The organism is Pelosinus fermentans DSM 17108 (assembly GCF_000271485.2).
Classification (GTDB): Bacteria; Bacillota; Negativicutes; order DSM-13327; family DSM-13327; genus Pelosinus; species Pelosinus fermentans.
On record NZ_AKVN02000001.1, the window covers coordinates 2,797,592 to 2,814,493 of the forward strand.

Annotated in this window: 15 protein-coding genes; 5 read left to right on the forward strand and 10 right to left on the reverse strand. The window is 39.6% G+C overall.

Annotated elements, in window-relative coordinates; all coding sequences use genetic code 11:
* Positions 1-3: 3 nt before the first annotated feature.
* The 9 genes from FR7_RS12960 to FR7_RS13000 all read right to left on the reverse strand — a co-directional run bounded on the left by FR7_RS12960 (position 4) and on the right by FR7_RS13000 (position 12,683).
* Positions 4-1,764 (reverse strand): sigma 54-interacting transcriptional regulator, encoded by a 1,761-nt coding sequence (locus FR7_RS12960; protein WP_007934980.1) that lies wholly within the window; start codon positions 1,762-1,764, stop codon positions 4-6.
* 258 nt (positions 1,765-2,022) lie between these two features.
* Complete coding sequence (locus tag FR7_RS12965) at positions 2,023-3,300, reverse strand: amidohydrolase family protein (RefSeq protein WP_017531271.1); 1,278 nt, start codon at positions 3,298-3,300, stop codon at positions 2,023-2,025.
* Between the two features lie 62 nt (positions 3,301-3,362).
* Positions 3,363-4,715, reverse strand: coding sequence for an NCS2 family permease (locus tag FR7_RS12970; RefSeq protein WP_007934984.1), 1,353 nt, complete (start codon positions 4,713-4,715; stop codon positions 3,363-3,365).
* A 176-nt stretch (positions 4,716-4,891) separates the two neighbouring features.
* Positions 4,892-5,710 (reverse strand): FAD binding domain-containing protein, encoded by an 819-nt coding sequence (locus tag FR7_RS12975; RefSeq protein ID WP_007934987.1) that lies wholly within the window; start codon positions 5,708-5,710, stop codon positions 4,892-4,894.
* Positions 5,704-6,174: a (2Fe-2S)-binding protein gene (locus tag FR7_RS12980; RefSeq protein WP_007934988.1), complete on the reverse strand. Its 471-nt coding sequence runs from the start codon at positions 6,172-6,174 to the stop codon at positions 5,704-5,706. The genes FR7_RS12975 and FR7_RS12980 overlap by 7 nt, the downstream gene beginning before the upstream one ends.
* Positions 6,171-8,285 (reverse strand): xanthine dehydrogenase family protein molybdopterin-binding subunit, encoded by a 2,115-nt coding sequence (locus FR7_RS12985; RefSeq protein WP_007934990.1) that lies wholly within the window; start codon positions 8,283-8,285, stop codon positions 6,171-6,173. The genes FR7_RS12980 and FR7_RS12985 overlap by 4 nt, the downstream gene beginning before the upstream one ends.
* An 80-nt stretch (positions 8,286-8,365) precedes the next feature.
* On the reverse strand, positions 8,366-8,983 hold the full coding sequence (locus FR7_RS12990) for a nucleotidyltransferase family protein (protein ID WP_007935000.1): 618 nt from the start codon (positions 8,981-8,983) through the stop codon (positions 8,366-8,368).
* A gap of 63 nt (positions 8,984-9,046) precedes the next feature.
* Positions 9,047-11,602, reverse strand: a complete 2,556-nt coding sequence (gene xdh, locus FR7_RS12995) for a selenium-dependent xanthine dehydrogenase (RefSeq protein WP_007935002.1) — start codon at positions 11,600-11,602, stop codon at positions 9,047-9,049.
* A 118-nt stretch (positions 11,603-11,720) separates the two neighbouring features.
* Complete coding sequence (locus FR7_RS13000; protein WP_007935004.1) at positions 11,721-12,683, reverse strand: NTP transferase domain-containing protein; 963 nt, start codon at positions 12,681-12,683, stop codon at positions 11,721-11,723.
* Positions 12,684-12,900: 217 nt separating this feature from the next.
* Here FR7_RS13000 and nudC point away from each other — a divergent pair, with 217 nt between their 5' ends.
* The gene (gene nudC, locus FR7_RS13005) at positions 12,901-13,692 is read left to right on the forward strand and encodes an NAD(+) diphosphatase (RefSeq protein ID WP_007935006.1); all 792 of its coding nucleotides are present in this window, start codon (positions 12,901-12,903) and stop codon (positions 13,690-13,692) included.
* A gap of 28 nt (positions 13,693-13,720) precedes the next feature.
* On the opposite strand, the gene FR7_RS13010 is transcribed toward nudC, so the two are convergent.
* Positions 13,721-14,104: a RidA family protein gene (locus FR7_RS13010; protein ID WP_007935008.1), complete on the reverse strand. Its 384-nt coding sequence runs from the start codon at positions 14,102-14,104 to the stop codon at positions 13,721-13,723.
* Between the two features lie 425 nt (positions 14,105-14,529).
* Between FR7_RS13010 and FR7_RS23235 the strand changes: the two genes are divergently transcribed.
* The 4 genes from FR7_RS23235 to FR7_RS13025 all read left to right on the forward strand — a co-directional run bounded on the left by FR7_RS23235 (position 14,530) and on the right by FR7_RS13025 (position 16,787).
* Positions 14,530-14,865 (forward strand): EAL domain-containing protein, encoded by a 336-nt coding sequence (locus FR7_RS23235; RefSeq protein ID WP_100214613.1) that lies wholly within the window; start codon positions 14,530-14,532, stop codon positions 14,863-14,865.
* Between the two features lie 41 nt (positions 14,866-14,906).
* A complete protein-coding gene (locus tag FR7_RS24620) occupies positions 14,907-15,038 on the forward strand; it encodes an EAL domain-containing protein (protein ID WP_420191787.1) in 132 nt (43 codons plus the stop codon).
* A 141-nt stretch (positions 15,039-15,179) separates the two neighbouring features.
* Positions 15,180-15,863, forward strand: coding sequence for a phosphatase PAP2 family protein (locus FR7_RS13020; protein ID WP_007935012.1), 684 nt, complete (start codon positions 15,180-15,182; stop codon positions 15,861-15,863).
* Between the two features lie 156 nt (positions 15,864-16,019).
* Positions 16,020-16,787: a polysaccharide deacetylase family protein gene (locus FR7_RS13025; RefSeq protein ID WP_007935015.1), complete on the forward strand. Its 768-nt coding sequence runs from the start codon at positions 16,020-16,022 to the stop codon at positions 16,785-16,787.
* Positions 16,788-16,902: the final 115 nt, after the last annotated feature.

Here is a 16,902-nt window from a genome sequence, read left to right on the forward strand (position 1 = left end):
TCCCTAACACCTTTCCCCTAATAACTCATTCAATTTTCGATATAAGGTAGCAACTCCAATTCCTAACTGTTTTGCAGCTACCTGCTTACCTTTTGTAGTATTGCCATATAAAGCAACAGCCTTCACTATATGATCCCGCTCCACTTCCCGCAAAAGCCGAATATTTTGACCCTCGGCCTGTCCTATATCATTTTTATATTCACGGATATTGCGAGGTAATGTGTCCTCAGTTAGTGTCCCTAATTCGTCTGCCATGTTAATCATAAATTCAATAGTATTTTCTAACTCACGCACATTACCAGGCCAAGGATAATGAATTAGAATATTCATAGTTTGCTGATCGATAGCCTGTACTTTTTTATGAAATAAACCACAGTATTTTTCGATAGTACTAGCTACAACCAATGGGATATCTTCTATTCTTTGCCCAAGAGCCGGTGCTTCTAGTGGAATCACATTCAACCTGTAATATAAATCCTCACGAAACTTATTTTCTTTAATTAAAGCTTTCAAATCCTTATTTGTGGCAGCTATAACCCGAACGTCAAATGATATTAACTGATTAGAACCAATTCGCACTAGCTTTCGCTCTTGTAAGACCCTTAGCAATTTAACCTGTAAGTAAATTGGCATATCACCAACTTCATCTAAGAAAATAACGCCTTTATTAGCAAGTTCAAACTTGCCAATTTTCCCCCGTGGATCAGCCCCAGTAAAAGCCCCTTTTATATAACCAAAGAGTTCACTTTCTAATAAAGTATCAGGTATAGCTCCACAGTTTACAGCAATGAAGGGTTTATCACTTCGATTACTTGTAGCATGAATGGCCCTGGCAATCAATTCTTTACCTGTGCCACTCTGTCCTGTAACAAGTACTGTTGATGTAGAGTCAGCTACCTTGCGTATTTTATTTTTTAGTTGTTTAATTGCTTCTGTTTCACCAATAATATTGTCTAAACTAACCAATTTAGATACATTTGTTAAGCCATAAATATCTGATTTTACACTTTTCATTTCGTCAAAAATAAAAATTTTATCGTAAACTGCTAAACCTGGAGATACGCTTAATAAATTTCCCATTAAGTAGAACTTTTTGTTTGCAATCAGGATTTTATATTCCTCTACTCCTAACATGGAATCACCAGTAGCCTCAATGATAACGTTTTTGTTGATACAAGATGAGGTTAATTGCAATTGCTTTAAAGCACTCTCATTAATTTGAATAATTTGATTACTTTGATTTAAGATCAGTACACCTTTATCTACATTATTAATCACTTGCAGTAATAAATTAGTTATGACTTGATTTCGTTCGTTCTCTCGCTGCTCATAAGCTTTCGCTCCAATAAATCCTGCAATTTGCAGTATGAATAGTTGATAAAAATCTATGTCATCTAATAATCTTTGTTTTTGCTCTTCATCAAAACAAATAAGTCCAATTACCCCAATAATTTCATCATTTAATTTAATAGGAGTACATAACTCCATTTTTTCATCACAGCATCTCTGTTTGGAGCACAGCTTACAAAATATATGTTCACCAGGTTCTTTAATTAATTGGGTTTCACCCGTAGCCAGCACTTGCTGATAAACAAAGCCTTCCTTCGACATATCAACATTTATTTGGTTAATGTATCTTCCTGTACCAGAAATACGAAATAAATTACCATCAACAATCTCCACATCCACTTTAATCACATGAGAGATCATATTTCCATACTGAATTACTACATCCTGAATTTCTTGTAAAATTGTTTTTTTCACAACAGCCTGCCCCCTCTTTTCTCAGTAACTGCTAGAGCTGCTTCCTTGTTGACTATGAGGAAAAAATCCATAGGCAATAAGAATAATTCCACATAGTAATTGCTTCTCCTTATAGTAATTGCTTCTCCTTCAACTAGTCCTAAAGCCTTAATAGCATGGATCTGTCTGCCTTAAAGCAATTTACTACTATAAGAAAAGGACTTGATCTGGAGGAGCTTATACTCTACTTGATCAAGTCCTTTTAGGCTACGAAGCAGATTACGGATGATCGACTTTTTTACCAGCCACATATCTAGCAACAATATCTCGATCCTCGCCAATATAAATAAATTGATGCAGTCTTTCTTCCAAAGAGCGTTGATTCCGATCAACGACATGGTGATTATGAATGACTAATGCATCAAATTCGTATCCTGCCTCAAAGCTGCCTATCTTACCAAAAAAGCTGCCGCCGCCCTTGGTTGCCAGATAAAAAGCTTCTCGCATATTGATAAAATCATCCGTCTTCTGCGTTTCCAGCCATTTCAATTTGGACGCTTGCACAGTTGCTACCATCACCTGCGCTATAGACACCTGGTGTCCGCCTGCGACGTCGGAACCCAATCCAACCGAAACCCCTTGTTGAATAATCCTGCGAATAGGTGCTATCCCGCTGGATAGGTTAGCATTGGAAGATGGACAATGAGCCACATATACATTATTCTTCGCCATTAGTTCTATTTCGGCAGCATCACTATGGACACAGTGCGCCATAATAGTTGGCTGCTGACCGAATAATTCAAATTGATTATAGACGTCTCCATAGTTCTGGCATTTCCGATGCAATTCTCTGACCCAGGTGATCTCAGCAGTATTTTCCGATAAATGGGACTGGACCGGCACCTGATACTTCTTGGCTAGATAAGCCAGTCCCGCCATCAGTTCCGGTGTACAGGAAGGCACAAACCGTGGCGTGACAATCGGCTTTACCAATGCATACCGACTGACAGTGTCTTGCAGAAATTCCTCCGTATCGGCCAATGACTGCTTTGTTGTTTCTATCAATGCCAGCGGAGAATTTCGGTCCATATTGACCTTTCCCACATATCCTCCTAAACCTGCCCTTGCCAGCAGTTCCAGCAATTTAGCCGTAGCCTCTTTATGAATGGTACCAAACAGTACAGCACGCGTGGTCCCCCATCTCCAAAGCTCTACAACAACCGCCTTATAAACTGCTTCTGCATATGCCAAATCCTTAAATTTAGCCTCTGCTGAAAAAGTATATTTTTCCAGCCATGGAAGTAATTCCAGATCAAGTCCTAAACCTCGGTTAACAAATTGCGGTGCATGGGAATGCAAGTCCACAAATCCCGGAATGATCAGATCATCTCCATAATCGATTACAGGCAACCCTGTAAATTCTTCAGAAAGCTCAGCATACGTTCCTTTAACCCACTGTCCTTCAATTATAATATAACTATTTTCCAGAACTGTTAATTGACCAAAACTGGGTGTAAAAATGAAATTCCCTTTTATAATCATCACATCATTACTCATTATTATATTCACTCACCTTTTTTACTTAGAACTGCCAAAAAGTAAAATGTTTCATAAAATCATTACTTCATCCAAAGGTGAATTGCGAAAATAATGGATAAAACATACATTAAGGGATTAATCTCTTTCATTCTGCCAGTAACCACTTTGAGCAGTGTATAAGCAATGAAACCGAAAGCCATGCCTTCCACAATACTAGACGTTAACGGCATTAGAATAATCGTTAAAAACGCCGGCAGCGCATTGGTAAAATCGGTAAAATCAATGTGTACAATTTCACCGATCATTAAAGCTCCCAGAATAATAAGGATGGAGGAAGTAGCAGCCCCTGGAACCAAAGCAGCTAAAGGGGTTATAAAAAGAGTGGCTAAAAATAATATCCCAGTAATAACGGATGCCAAGCCCGATTTTCCTCCAGCCCCAACACCTGCTGCACTTTCCAGGTAAGAAGTCACTGTACAGGACCCCAGAAAGCTTCCCATCATAGCCGCCAATGAACCCGCCAGCAAAGCTTTATTAATATCAGGCAGATTACCGTTTTTGTCGAGTAATTTAGCCTTACCGGAAATAGCAATTAACGTGCCGATGTTATCAAACAAATCCACAATGGTAATTGTAAAAATAATAGATATCAGGCCATATCCAATGGCTGCCATAATGTCCAATTGCCCCATAGTTTCAACCGGCATTGGCGGAATAAAAGAAATTAAATCATTAATGCTTGTCGGCACTTTGGCAACCCCCATAAACATGCCGATTACCGTGGTCGATAAAATGCCAATCAGGAAAGCACCTTTTACCTTGCGTGCCAATAAAACACTGTTTATAATCAGACCAATAATCGCTAAGAGTACCCCAGGTTGTTTTAAACTGCCCAAGGTTACGATGGTGCCCGGGGATGGAACAATAATGCCGGCCCCTTTAAAGCCAATAAAGGCGATAAATAAGCCAAGGCCTACACCGATGGCAGATTTAAGCATGGTAGGGATTGCTTCAATGACCGCCTTGGTGATATTGGTTATGGCCAGTATAAAGAATAACACCCCCGATACAAAAACCGCGCCCAATGCTGTTTGCCAACTTAGGCCCATGCTGCCCACCATAACGAAAGCAAATACAGCGCCCAGGCCTAATCCTGGCCCCATCGCAATGGGTAAATTAGCATAAAGACCAATCAGTAAAGTGGCAAATGCCGTGGAAAGAATGGTAGCCGCCGTAGCGCTGGTGTGGGGCATGCCAGCTGCAGCCAGAAATTGTCCCGGAATGACAAAAATCAGATAGGACATAGCAATAAAGGTAGTTAAACCAGCTAACATTTCAGTCCTTATATCCGTTCCTCTTTGCGGTAATTTAAAATATCGGTTCAAGAAAACTTGTACATTGCCTTGATTTTCCGTTATTTGTGTTTTCAACATGTACTTACGCTCCTTATTTTAAAATATGGCTATTTTCATGCTAGATTTATGAATTACATTAGTACTCTTTAAAATTCACTAACTTCCTTTGCCAAAAGCACAAGTGGGATATCGGCACTCGCCGCAATTGGCACAATAAACCACCATGGGCATCAATTCATCGTGTCATTTTGAAGTCAGATTCCATTGCTTTCTAGAAAATCACGAAGCAAATTCATACAAACAGCTTTTCTGTATTCTGCCGAAATTCTACCTTTGATAGGAATAATTGCCTGATCATACGCTGCCATATACTCTTTCTTAACAACCTTGGCCTCTTTCGTCGTTTTACCGACTAACATTGCATCAATATCTGCCCTTCTGATGATAATATCGCTGACTGCGCCAAATGCAGTCTTACAGTTCACAATCTTACCATCCGCTACATTCAGAATGGCAGCAAAGGAGACTCGAGAAATCGCCAACGCATCCCTGGCCCCCACCTTCTTATAATAATAATTACTGAGATTAATTCGATCTATCAGAATTTCAACAAGTAGTTCATCCGACTGCAAAGCAGTCTTCTTTCTACCCAGATAGAACTCTGCAATCGGAAGAACTCGTTCTCCCCTGCTGCTGACAAGGCATAGTTTAGCATCTGTCGCAAATAAGATCAGTGCACTGTCCCCTTTAGCTGAACCATTGCAGATATTGCCGCCAATCGTAGCCAGGTTTCGGATTGCCGGTGCTGCAATCTGTGCTGCTGCTTCCTTTAAAATAGCAGGTACCAGCTCATTTTCAATAATATCAGTAAAAGTGCATGCAGCACCAATTCGGAGATATTCTGTATCTTCTACAATATTTTTCATCTCAGGTATTCTAGCAAGAAACAAAAATGTTGCATTTTCCTCTGGATCAATCATCAAATCAGTACCCCCGCTGTAAGGAGTTACCGATTCTTTGGCAAGGATCTGCAATGCTTCTTTCAAAGACGTTGCCTGATAGCCATTTACCATAAACCTTCCCCCTCCTTTGCTGCAATACTAATCGCTTGTACGATGGCATTATAACCAGTACATCTGCAAAGGTTGCCGGAAATCCCTTCACGTATCTCTGCCTCCGTCGGGTTTGGATTCTTGGCAAGAATACATTCGGACGCAAGTACCATACCCGGCATACAAAAACCGCACTGTACTGCACTAACCGAGGCATAGGACGTATCAAGGGCTGCAAAACGCTCTGTTTTACGATAACCTTCAATGGTCATAACCGTACAGCCTTCAACATGCCCCATTGCCACCATACAGGAATTAACTAATCTGCCATCAAGAATGACAGAACAGGCACCGCATTCCCCTTCTTTGCAGCCGCACTTTACTCCCGTGCAAGCAAATTCAGTGCGAAGTATATCGAGCAGACGCTCGTTTGCCTTGGCTGTTGATGCAACCTTTTGATCATTAAGAATAAAGTTTATCATCATGTATTCACCCCCTGTAAAATTTTCATAGCATCTTCTGGTGTGAATGGCACCTTATTTAAATTAGCACCAAGAGCATTTTCCATCGCTTCCACATAAGCAGGAGCCGCACCAACCAGAGGAAGTTCACCTGCCCCTTTGGCTCCATAAGGACCATGGGTATATGGATTATTCATCATTTCAGCCACAAGATTTGGCACATCTACCGCCGTAGGAATGATATAATCGCTAAAACTATTATTACGAATAATACCTTTATCGTTATAATCCATCTGCTCCATGGAAGCATAACCAATTCCTTGCAGAAAACCGCCTTCCATCTGTCCCACGACAATATTCATATCAATGGGTACACCCACATCAAAAATACCCCATGCCCCAAGGATTTTTGTCATGGCGGTCAATGTGTCTACTTCCACTTCAATCGCGTTCACCGACCAGGAATACGTTGGATAAGCGTCGCCACTAAAGTTCTTAAGGTTAAAAGGAATTACAAAATCAGGTTCAACAAAATGCTCTTCTATCACTTGTTCTTTTCCATCCTGCCATTCTTTCTTAAGTTTCTCTGCTGCACGCTGCAGCAATCCTCCAACGGTCATTAAAGAGCGGCTGGCTACAGTCGGACCTGAATCAGGCACACGATCAGTATCCGGATTATCAATGTATACCTGATCATAAGAAATACCAAGGGTGTCCGCAACGATTTTACAAAACGTAGTTTTAAGACCTTGGCCGATATCCGAGTTACTAGCGAGAATCTCTACTGTATTATCTGGATTCTTCCTGATCTTGGCCACGGCCTTAATAATGTCTCGTTCACCACTGCCGGTAAAACCACAACCATGAAAGAACATCGATAGACCAATGCCCTTGCGGTACCGTCCAATCTGCTGCTGGTATTGCTTACGCTTAGCACGATAATCAGTCAACTCATCAATCCGCTGAATCATCTCAGGCAGTGGTACATGGAAATGATATTTGCCGCTTGTGGAAGTAGAATCCCCTTGTTTAACCATATATTTTTCTTTCAGCTCCAGAGAATCCAGCCCCATTTCCTTGGCAATATGATCCATAATCATTTCTACAGCAAAGAAGGTTTGTGGCGCACCAAAACCACGGTAAGCACCGCAAGGTACCGTATTTGTCTTAACCGCACGTCCCCCAACACGAAGATTATCAATGCGGTATACACCATTTGCACAAATCAAACCACGCTGCAAAACAACTGCTGAAAGTGTAGTATAGGCACCGCTATTAAAAAGAACATCAATATCCATACCTGTAATTTCACCATTTTTAATCGCTACTTTATAGGTACTAAGAGAAGGATGGCGTTTTGAAGTAAACTCCATATCTTCCCGTCGGTTAAAAATGACCTTAACTGGCTTATTTGCCTTTTTTGCTGCAACTGCGACCTGACAAGCGAGTATCGAAGGGAAGGCTTCCTTGCCGCCGAAACCGCCGCCAGTAACATCTTGGATAATCTGAACGTCTTTTCCCTCACAGCCAATCGCGTTGGCAACTGCACTATGCACATAGTATGGACACTGCATCGAACCACGCACCGTCATGCGGCCATCCTGAGGGTAGGCAATAAGCCCCTGTGTTTCCAGATAAGCCTGTTCCTGATAACCCGTCTGAAATGTTTCAATAAAAACGCGATCCGCTTCCGCTAAAGCCTTATCCATATCTCCTTTTGTATACTTGTAATCAAAGAAAACGGTGTCCGATGTCAGCATATCAAGAACTGGGATTTGCTCTTCATACACTACCACAATCTTATGCAAAATTTTCTCAACAACTTGATTATCCGGACCAACAACCATTAAAATTGGCTCACCTATATACTCTACTGCATCATCGGCATAAACCGGTGTGTCATGAATTATAATTGCAACACGATTTACACCTGTTACGTCGTTTTTATCCACAATCAAATAACCCTCAGGCAATTCAGGAAGAATAATCTTGGTAATACGTGCTTTTGCCTTGGCAGAGTGTAACAGTCTGCCATAAAGCATGCCGCCCATCACATGATCATCTACATAAAGAGCACTACCGTTTATTTTTGCTTCATGGTCTTTCTTCTTTATCGATCCACTGATATTTTCCATAGTTTCCTCCCACACATTTTAGCAATAGACATTTTCAAAAGCGCCAAAACCATACATTACGGTTTTGGCTAACAAATGAATCAGGATGAAATCAAATTCTCCATATAGTCTGCTAGTCGATTGTAATCTTCCTGGGTATCTGCATCTAACATGCAGCCCATATCCTCAACAGGAACAGTTATAATTTGGCTTTCCAGCTGGTGCCATAATTCTCGCAAACCACCCTCGCCAGTAAAAGCAAGGATGCGCTCAATACATTTGAACGAAATCAAGGGCGGGTGTTTTCGGTATCCGTCTATAGTAGGAAAAGCGGCTAAGGCATGCTTTTGTAACATGGCTTCTCTCACTGCAAGAAAAGTACGCGTATGAATGGCTGGCATATCTCCAGGAAGAAGATAAACGGCTTCGCAGGGGCTTGATGCTGAGATGCCAAGCTTAACTGACGTTAACATATCCGTTTCTGCATATTTGTCATTATATTTAAATACTAAACGGGAAGGATCATATGTATTGCGCAGCAATGATTCTACCTCTTCCCCACGATATCCCAATACCATAATGACTTGATTTACACCCGCACGAAACATACTATCCACACTATGTTCAATCATCATTTTTCCTTTTATTTTTAAAAAAGGTTTAAACACTTTCATACGGCTGGATAAACCAGCAGCCAGTAGAATACCATTGGTTTTCAATAAAATGTCACCTTCTCCACTTCGAACATTACTGCCATCTTTTCTTTTACAGCTGTTTGCGTTTTACTTCTTATAAAAGGTATCTTGTAATGGCAGCTGCGTACGGAATTTGCTGTCTAACCGATAATAAGCATGAGAACAAGCTGGAGCCGTCGGAATCAAACATAATTCTCCGCAGCCTTTTGCTCCATAGGTTTCAGGAATTTTGCCCTTCCCCTGCACTAGAATGGTTTCCAATTCAGGAGCTTCCGTTGCTCTCATAAGGCCTAATGTGCCAAGTTTGGTCTTTGGATAACCACATTCCACTTTAAACTCTTCCGTCATCGCATAACCCAATCCCATGATGATGCCGCCTTCAATTTGACCTTCTACAGACTGGATATTAACAGGTGTCCCCACATCATAGGCCGCCACTACTTTTTCAACTTTTCCCTCTTTATTCAGGACAACAACCTGTGCTCCATAACTATAACTAACATGACTGATGGGATTGTCTTTAAAAGCCCCCATTGGATCCGTCTTGACAGAATACTCTCCAGAAAATTCCCGACCTTCCAAATCCGCCAATGTTAATCCTTTATCCATTTCTGCTTTCAATTTTTCGGATCCTCGTCTAACCGCTTCACCAGTTACTACCGTTTGCCGGGAAGCTGTACTTGTTCCTGAGTTAGGTGTTCGTATCGTATCGGCTCTTTCGTGTACGATGCAGGAAGGATCTAAGCCCGTTGTTTCGCACAACACCGTCACACACATGGTTCCAAGACCCTGCCCCATACAAGCTGCCGAAGTTCGAATGTGAACCTTGCCTTGTTCAATGGATAAAATACAGCGCCCAATGTCCTTCTTGCCTACACCCGTGCCGCTATTTTTAAATGCTATAGCAATCCCTGCATATGGGTTGGATTCATATACATCCTTAACTGCTTCCAAACATTCTGCCATGGCGACACTTTCATCGGCAATCTGTCCATTAGGGAGCACCTGCCCGGGCCTTATTGCATTGCGGTAACGTATTTCCCACGGGGAAATACCCGCCATTTCTGCCAATAAGTTAATATTATTTTCCGTAGCAAAGCAGCTTTGTGTTACACCAAAACCCCGGAATGCTCCAGCAACCACATTATTGGTATAAACAGACATGCCAAAAATGTCAATATTCTGATAATTATAGGGACCAGCAGCATGAGTACAGGCACGATGCAATACAGGTCCTCCCAGGGATGCATAGGCACCTGTATCTGCAATAATAACCGCTTTCATGCCTGTTAAATAACCATTTTCATCACAAGCTGTCGTAAATTCCATTTCCATGGCATGACGCTTAACATGATAGTCCAGACTTTCCTGCCGTGAAAATTTTACTTTAACTGGCTTTTTTGTGTACCATGCCATTAATGCGGCAAGATGTTGAACACTCATATCTTCCTTACCGCCAAATCCACCTCCCACCAATTGAGTCTGACAATGTACTTTTTCCAGAGGGATCTGAAGCATCAATGCAATTTCACGCTGTTCATCATACACAGACTGAGCACCAGAATATAAGAAAATGCCGTCTTCTCCTTCTGGCATGGCAATGGCACATTCCGGTTCCATGAAACCATGTTCTTGAAATGGTGTTTTATATTTTCTAGTTACGACATATTTAGAATTTTTAATGGCTTCATCCGCATTGCCTCGTTGAAGAATCGCACGACTCATAACATTTCCATCCGCATGGATCAGAGGAGCATCTGCCTTTAGCCCATCAGTGGGACAGGTAATCGGTGTTAACTCTGTGTAATCAACTTCTACCAAGTTACAGACTTCATCTAATTTTTCTTTATGATAGGTTGCTACCAATGCCAATGAATCCCCTATATATCTAGTTGTTTGCCCCTCAGCAATCATTACGTCCCAATCTTGCTTGGCATGACCGATCACATTATGGGGAACATCCTTCGCCAATAAAATTTTTACACAGTCTGGGTGCACTTCTGCCTTACTAATATCTATTTTGTTAACGATCGCTCTTGGATATCGGGACCGAACTGTTTTTGCATAAATCATGCCGGGTAATTTAAGATCATCGACAAAAATACCAGTTCCATTTACTTTTTCTGCTACATCAATGCGCTTAAATTTCTGGGCCACCTTTAATTCACTTGAAGAAATGGGAAGGGGCAGCTCATTCCTGAAATATGCCGCTGCCAATAAAATGGCTTCTTCTATTTTTTTATAACCGGTACAACGGCAAAGGTTTCCTCTAATTGCTTTCTTTACCTCTGAAATCGTTGGATTTAGGTTAACATTCAATAATGCCTTTGCAGAAATAATCATACCTGGAATACAAAATCCACATTGAACTGCACCTGCTTCGCCAAAAGAATGTTCATAAACAGCCTTTTCCCGTTCGCTTAATCCTTCTACTGTTACAATTTGTTTGCCTACAAATTTTGAAACTTTTTGCACACAGGCTTTCACTGCTTTTCCATCCACTAACACAGTACATGTTCCACAGGCTCCTTCACTGCAGCCATCTTTTGCAGAAGTAATTTGCAAATCCTCTCTTAAAAAAACCAATAAAGGTTTGTCAATTTGGGAAACTACCTCTTTACCATTGATATGCAGGGTAAACATAAATAACCTCCTATTCTATAACAATTCAACGATTTATTGTTAAATTTATTATAAAATGGAAGTTATTTTTCATCAAATTCTTTATCAAAAGAACTTGCTTCCTATTCAGTTCCAACTGCTAAAATAATCGGTCAAATTCGCTTTTTGCATATTGACGTACATTGTGTTCAAATTCCTGATATTTTTCCAAAAAATCAATACCCTCTTTAGTCAAATATGTTTTTCCGCCCTTGCTGCCGCCATGTTTTCTTTCCACCACGGCATAACCTAACTCTTGTTCTAATTCATTTAGCATGTTCCATGCTTTACTATACGACAAAGCAATATGTCTGCAAGCGCTTCGTACCGAGTGTGTATCCTGAATCAAAATCAAGAGCAGCTTTGTTCTTGAATTAAAAAACAGCGCTTCTTTTTCAATACTAATCCTAACAAAAGGATGTAGAATCTGATGATTATGTTTTTTTAAAAGTTGATCTAATCGACCAATAGCATCCGTATCATGAAGGATGCCCTCATCTTCTATCGCTATCCATTTCCTTTCCACTCCAATACTTTGAATGGCTCCCCGCATTCCCAGATTCCCCTCATACTTTAGAATTCCAGGAATCAATTCAGAAGATACCAATAGAGGATGACCAGCTTTTCCATGATAAGATGGAGAAATTAACTTTTCACCACGTTCCATCATTCTTTGAATCGTATCGGGCGTAAATAAGGAAATATTTACTGGATTGAAGATTACCTGATCACATTTATTCTGTAAAAACTCAAGTCCGATTTTTGCAGAATCAAACATTTGTGAATTTTCATACTGTGAATTTCGCAAAAATATGACCCCATAATCTGCTAAATCATGTTCAATTTCTTCAGCTCTATGCCCTGTTATAACTACAATAGGCGAAATTCCTACTTGCTGAAAGGTTAATACAATTCTTTTTACTATTGTAATAGAGCCAATCTTCAATAGCGGATCTAGTTCGTTTCTTACTGATGCCTTTCCTGCTGCAACAATTATGCCACCTGTTGTTTTGTTTTCCTTTTGTTCATACTTAAGCGACTTACTCTGTCCAGGTAGTGTCAAATTTGACACCTCCCTTTTTTAAACTCTCATGAAAACGTGCGTAATATAAAAGTCTAATAAAATTTTGACTTTATTCTATTCTATTTTGTGATACTATAGTACTAGTACCTTGACCGCATTAAATTTTGGTTTATCTTGAGGATCGTTTTCCGCCCTAACCTCAAATCTAATCCGGTCAAGGTACTAGAATATATTTGTTACTAAGGTGGTAAATAAAATGGATATTAAAAATGCATATTGGTTTTTATTTCATGATGATGAGCTTTTAGTCAAAGAAGTGGAAGGAATCAGTACGATCCTTTCAAGTTCTGATATAGAATTATTAAGACTTAATCCCATCAACATCCAGTGTATTGGTACTCTTCATGAACAAGAATGCTTTATTGCTCACTTAGATGATGAGACAATACCGGAAGATTTCTTTTGGAAAAAAGTGCGTCCTTTATATGGAAATATGGAAGACGAATGTTTTGGGTATGCTTGCCGCGCGCTTCATATCATAAACTGGATGAAAACCAGTAAATTTTGCGGTTGCTGCGGAACTCCCATGAAGGTATCCCAGCAAGAACTTGCCATGCAATGTTCAAGCTGCGGTCATATTGTCTACCCCCGCATATCTCCGGCTATTATTGTAGCAGTTACAAGAGATGATCAAATCCTTCTAGCACGTTCCAATCGATTCCCGCCTAACCGTTATAGCGTTATTGCAGGTTTTGTGGAGCCAGGTGAATCACTAGAAGATTGTGTTCAACGAGAACTAAAAGAAGAGGTCGGAGTTGAAGTACATTCTATCCGTTATTTTGGAAACCAACCGTGGCCTTTTCCCGATTCTTTGATGATTGCCTTTACAGCTCAATGTTCAACAGAAAAAATAACCATTGATAACCAAGAAATTGTAGAAGCCGGCTGGTTTTCTGCTCATAACCTTCCCGATATTCCGGATAAATTAAGTGTAGCAAGACGACTCATTGACTGGTTCGTAGAAAAACAAACAGTGATTCACACCTAACCTGACGCCGATTTAAAGTCCCCTGCCTTCACTCCTTTCGTGCAATCATTTCAATTTCAACTTTTGCATTAAGAGGTAATTCAGCTACACCAATGGTTGTCCTTGCAGGATAGGGTGTTTCAAACTGCTTTTCATACACTTCATTCATAGCAGTAAAGTCACTCATATCCGTTAAAAATACATTCACTTTCACAACATGTTCCGGCGTTAAGTTCGCAGCGGACAACACATGAAATAAATTTATAAAGCATTGTTTGGCCTGCGCTCCAATATCACCATCCACCAACTTTCCCGTCTTGGAATCAATGGGAGTCTGTCCGGATAAATACACCATTTCACCACATTCAACAGCATGAGAGTAAGGACCAACTGAAACGGCGCCTGCAGCGCTAAAGGCTTTTCTTTTCGTCATACTATTTGCAACTCTCCTTTTTGTAATCTATGTACTTTGTGACTTATACATTTCAAGTTCCACTATGATGATAAAAATCCTTTAGTCTTAAAAAAAACAGTACGTCTATTTTATTTTTTTCACAAAATACCTCTTTAAGTAGCTTGTATTGGACTCCAAGTCCATATGCTAATCTTAATGAGGTATTCTATTTATCCACGACTCTTAATTTTTTTCATTTTCTACATGAAGAAGTATCAACACAATAATTATAACATCGAAACGCAATGAGAATAATTACCCAAATTACATTATCAGATCTACAGAATCCCATGCTGCATTCCTCCTACAACCAGATATACTGATACAATATCTTATGTTTGATCTCCTCATTAGGTCATTGATTTTATGCAAGCTATGCACTATCATCCGTGTAAAAACTCGGCTTGCCTCAAATACAAATCGCTGTCAACGTCTCTGCTATCCAATTCCAAGAAAAGCATTTTCTTTCTACTCTGCAAGAAATCTTAAGAAATTATAATATGAATCCCGCTTACCTGGAACTTGAATTAACAGAGGGAATATTAATGAGAGATGCCAATACTGCAACCAGAGAACTCCATTTATTAAAAGAACTGGGTGTAAAATTATCCATCGATGATTTCGGTACCGGATATTCAAGTTTACAATATTTAAGCCAGTTCCCTATTGATAAACTTAAAATTGACCAAACTTTTATTCGAGCAATGGCTACACATGCTTTTCAAGTCTTGCAATTGTAGAATCAATTGTCTCTCTTGCTGAAAAACTACATATTAAAGTAATTGCTGAAGGTGTTGAAAATAACGAGGAGATAAAGATTTTACAAACATGCGGCTGTACTGAAATACAGGGATATTATTTTTCAAAGCCGTTATCTGCTGACAAATTCTTCGAATGGTATTATACTAGATAATAAAAACATAGGTGACGAAAATTATTATAAAGAGAAAACCATAGCATCATTGCCATGGTTTTCTCTTATGACTGAATCTAATACGAATTCATAAATTTTCTTTTAAAATCTACATTATCAAAGCACAAGGAGTTAATATATATGTACAATATAATCAAAACGATTCTATCTTCCCTGCAGCAAAAATGGCCTGGATTGTATATTTTAATTGGATTCTTGATTAGTGGGTTCATGTTGGCAGAATTTGCTGAATTGGCATGGAAAACGTTATTTGTACGCCAAATGGATCTTTTTGATCAGCTAATCATTGCTCTTGTCCGTTATTATGCCAATCATAATCTTGACATAATCATGATTCATATTACAACGCTAGGTTCAGCTCCTTTCTACGGAGCATTATCAGTATTGATTCTGATCGGTCTTGCTTTTTTTCGAAAATGGCTGGAGGCTTCTGCATTAACCATTTGTCTGCTAGGCGGCGGACTGCTTAATTATTTATTAAAACATCTCTTTGTACGTGCTAGACCTGATATGTTCCATGTTATTAAAGAAACAGGGTATAGTTTCCCCAGTGGGCATGCCATGGTTTCACTATGCTTTTATGGTATGCTTGCATATTTGATCAGCCTTAAGATCTCCTCATGGACTTGGCGATTTATATTATTTATAACAACAGCCATCTTTATTGTAATTATTGGAATCAGTCGCATCTATTTAGGAGTACATTATCCCACAGATGTATTAGCAGGATACGCTGCAGGTTCTACCTGGCTATTTTTTTGTATATCCTTACTTATGTGGTGGGAACACAAAAATAATACATAATCAAGTCTGCTTACTATAAATCGATTGATTTATACATATAAACCATTTCTATCTGTTTCCTTTTATAGCTATTCTGGGTTTGCATTTTATGGAAAAATGATATAAAATCCAAATGAGCTATTATTAAAATATTGTATATGAAAAGAGAGGAAGTTCGTGGTTACCAGACGTCAATTTTTATTCGGTTGTGCAGGCACTTTGGCCGCCCTCTCTGGAGCATCATTTGCTTCAGAATACAAAAAAATTAATAAAAGCATACCTATTTTACTATATCATAGAGTGGGTTACCAATTAGATAATTATACCGTTAGCCCTGCACGGTTTGAAGACGATATGAGAACACTAAACAGAGAAGGCTACACCTGCTTATCCCTCGCACAAGTTAAACAATATCTACAGTCTAGCCGATCTACACCCCTACCAGATAAATCCATCCTCATCACACTGGATGATGGTTATCTAGATAATTACATCAATGTCTTTCCAATTCTTCAACAATATAATATGAAGGCTAGTTTTTACATCATTACAGGCATGATTGGAGAAGATGATCGATTGACAGCTTCTCAAATACGAGAAATGCAAGCAGCAGGTATGGATTTTGGCTCCCACACTGTCACTCACCGATTCCTTAGTGATTTAACTCCTGCAGAAATGAAAATAGAGTTAACCAAATCTAAATTTACCTTAGAGCAACTTTTAGGAAAGGGTATAGACTTTATCGCTTATCCTGGCGGCAGCTATAATCCTCAAACACTTACCATTGCTAAGGAAGCCGGATATGAAGCAGGTCTTTCAACCCACTATGGCTATGAAATGTTTCATAGTCCGTTTGAAATGAAAAGGATTCCGCTTTTTCATTATGATCGGTCTATTACGTACGTAATGCTGCGCAAAGGTCTCCTTCCGACCTTACTTCAATAGATTGGCCTTTTGCTATCAAAATCGTTCCACTAATGAGGGAAAGAGTAGCTTACCTTTAGTAAAATCAATTTTAACCGATGCAGCCTGCTATCATTTTTCTAAATGATAGCAGGCT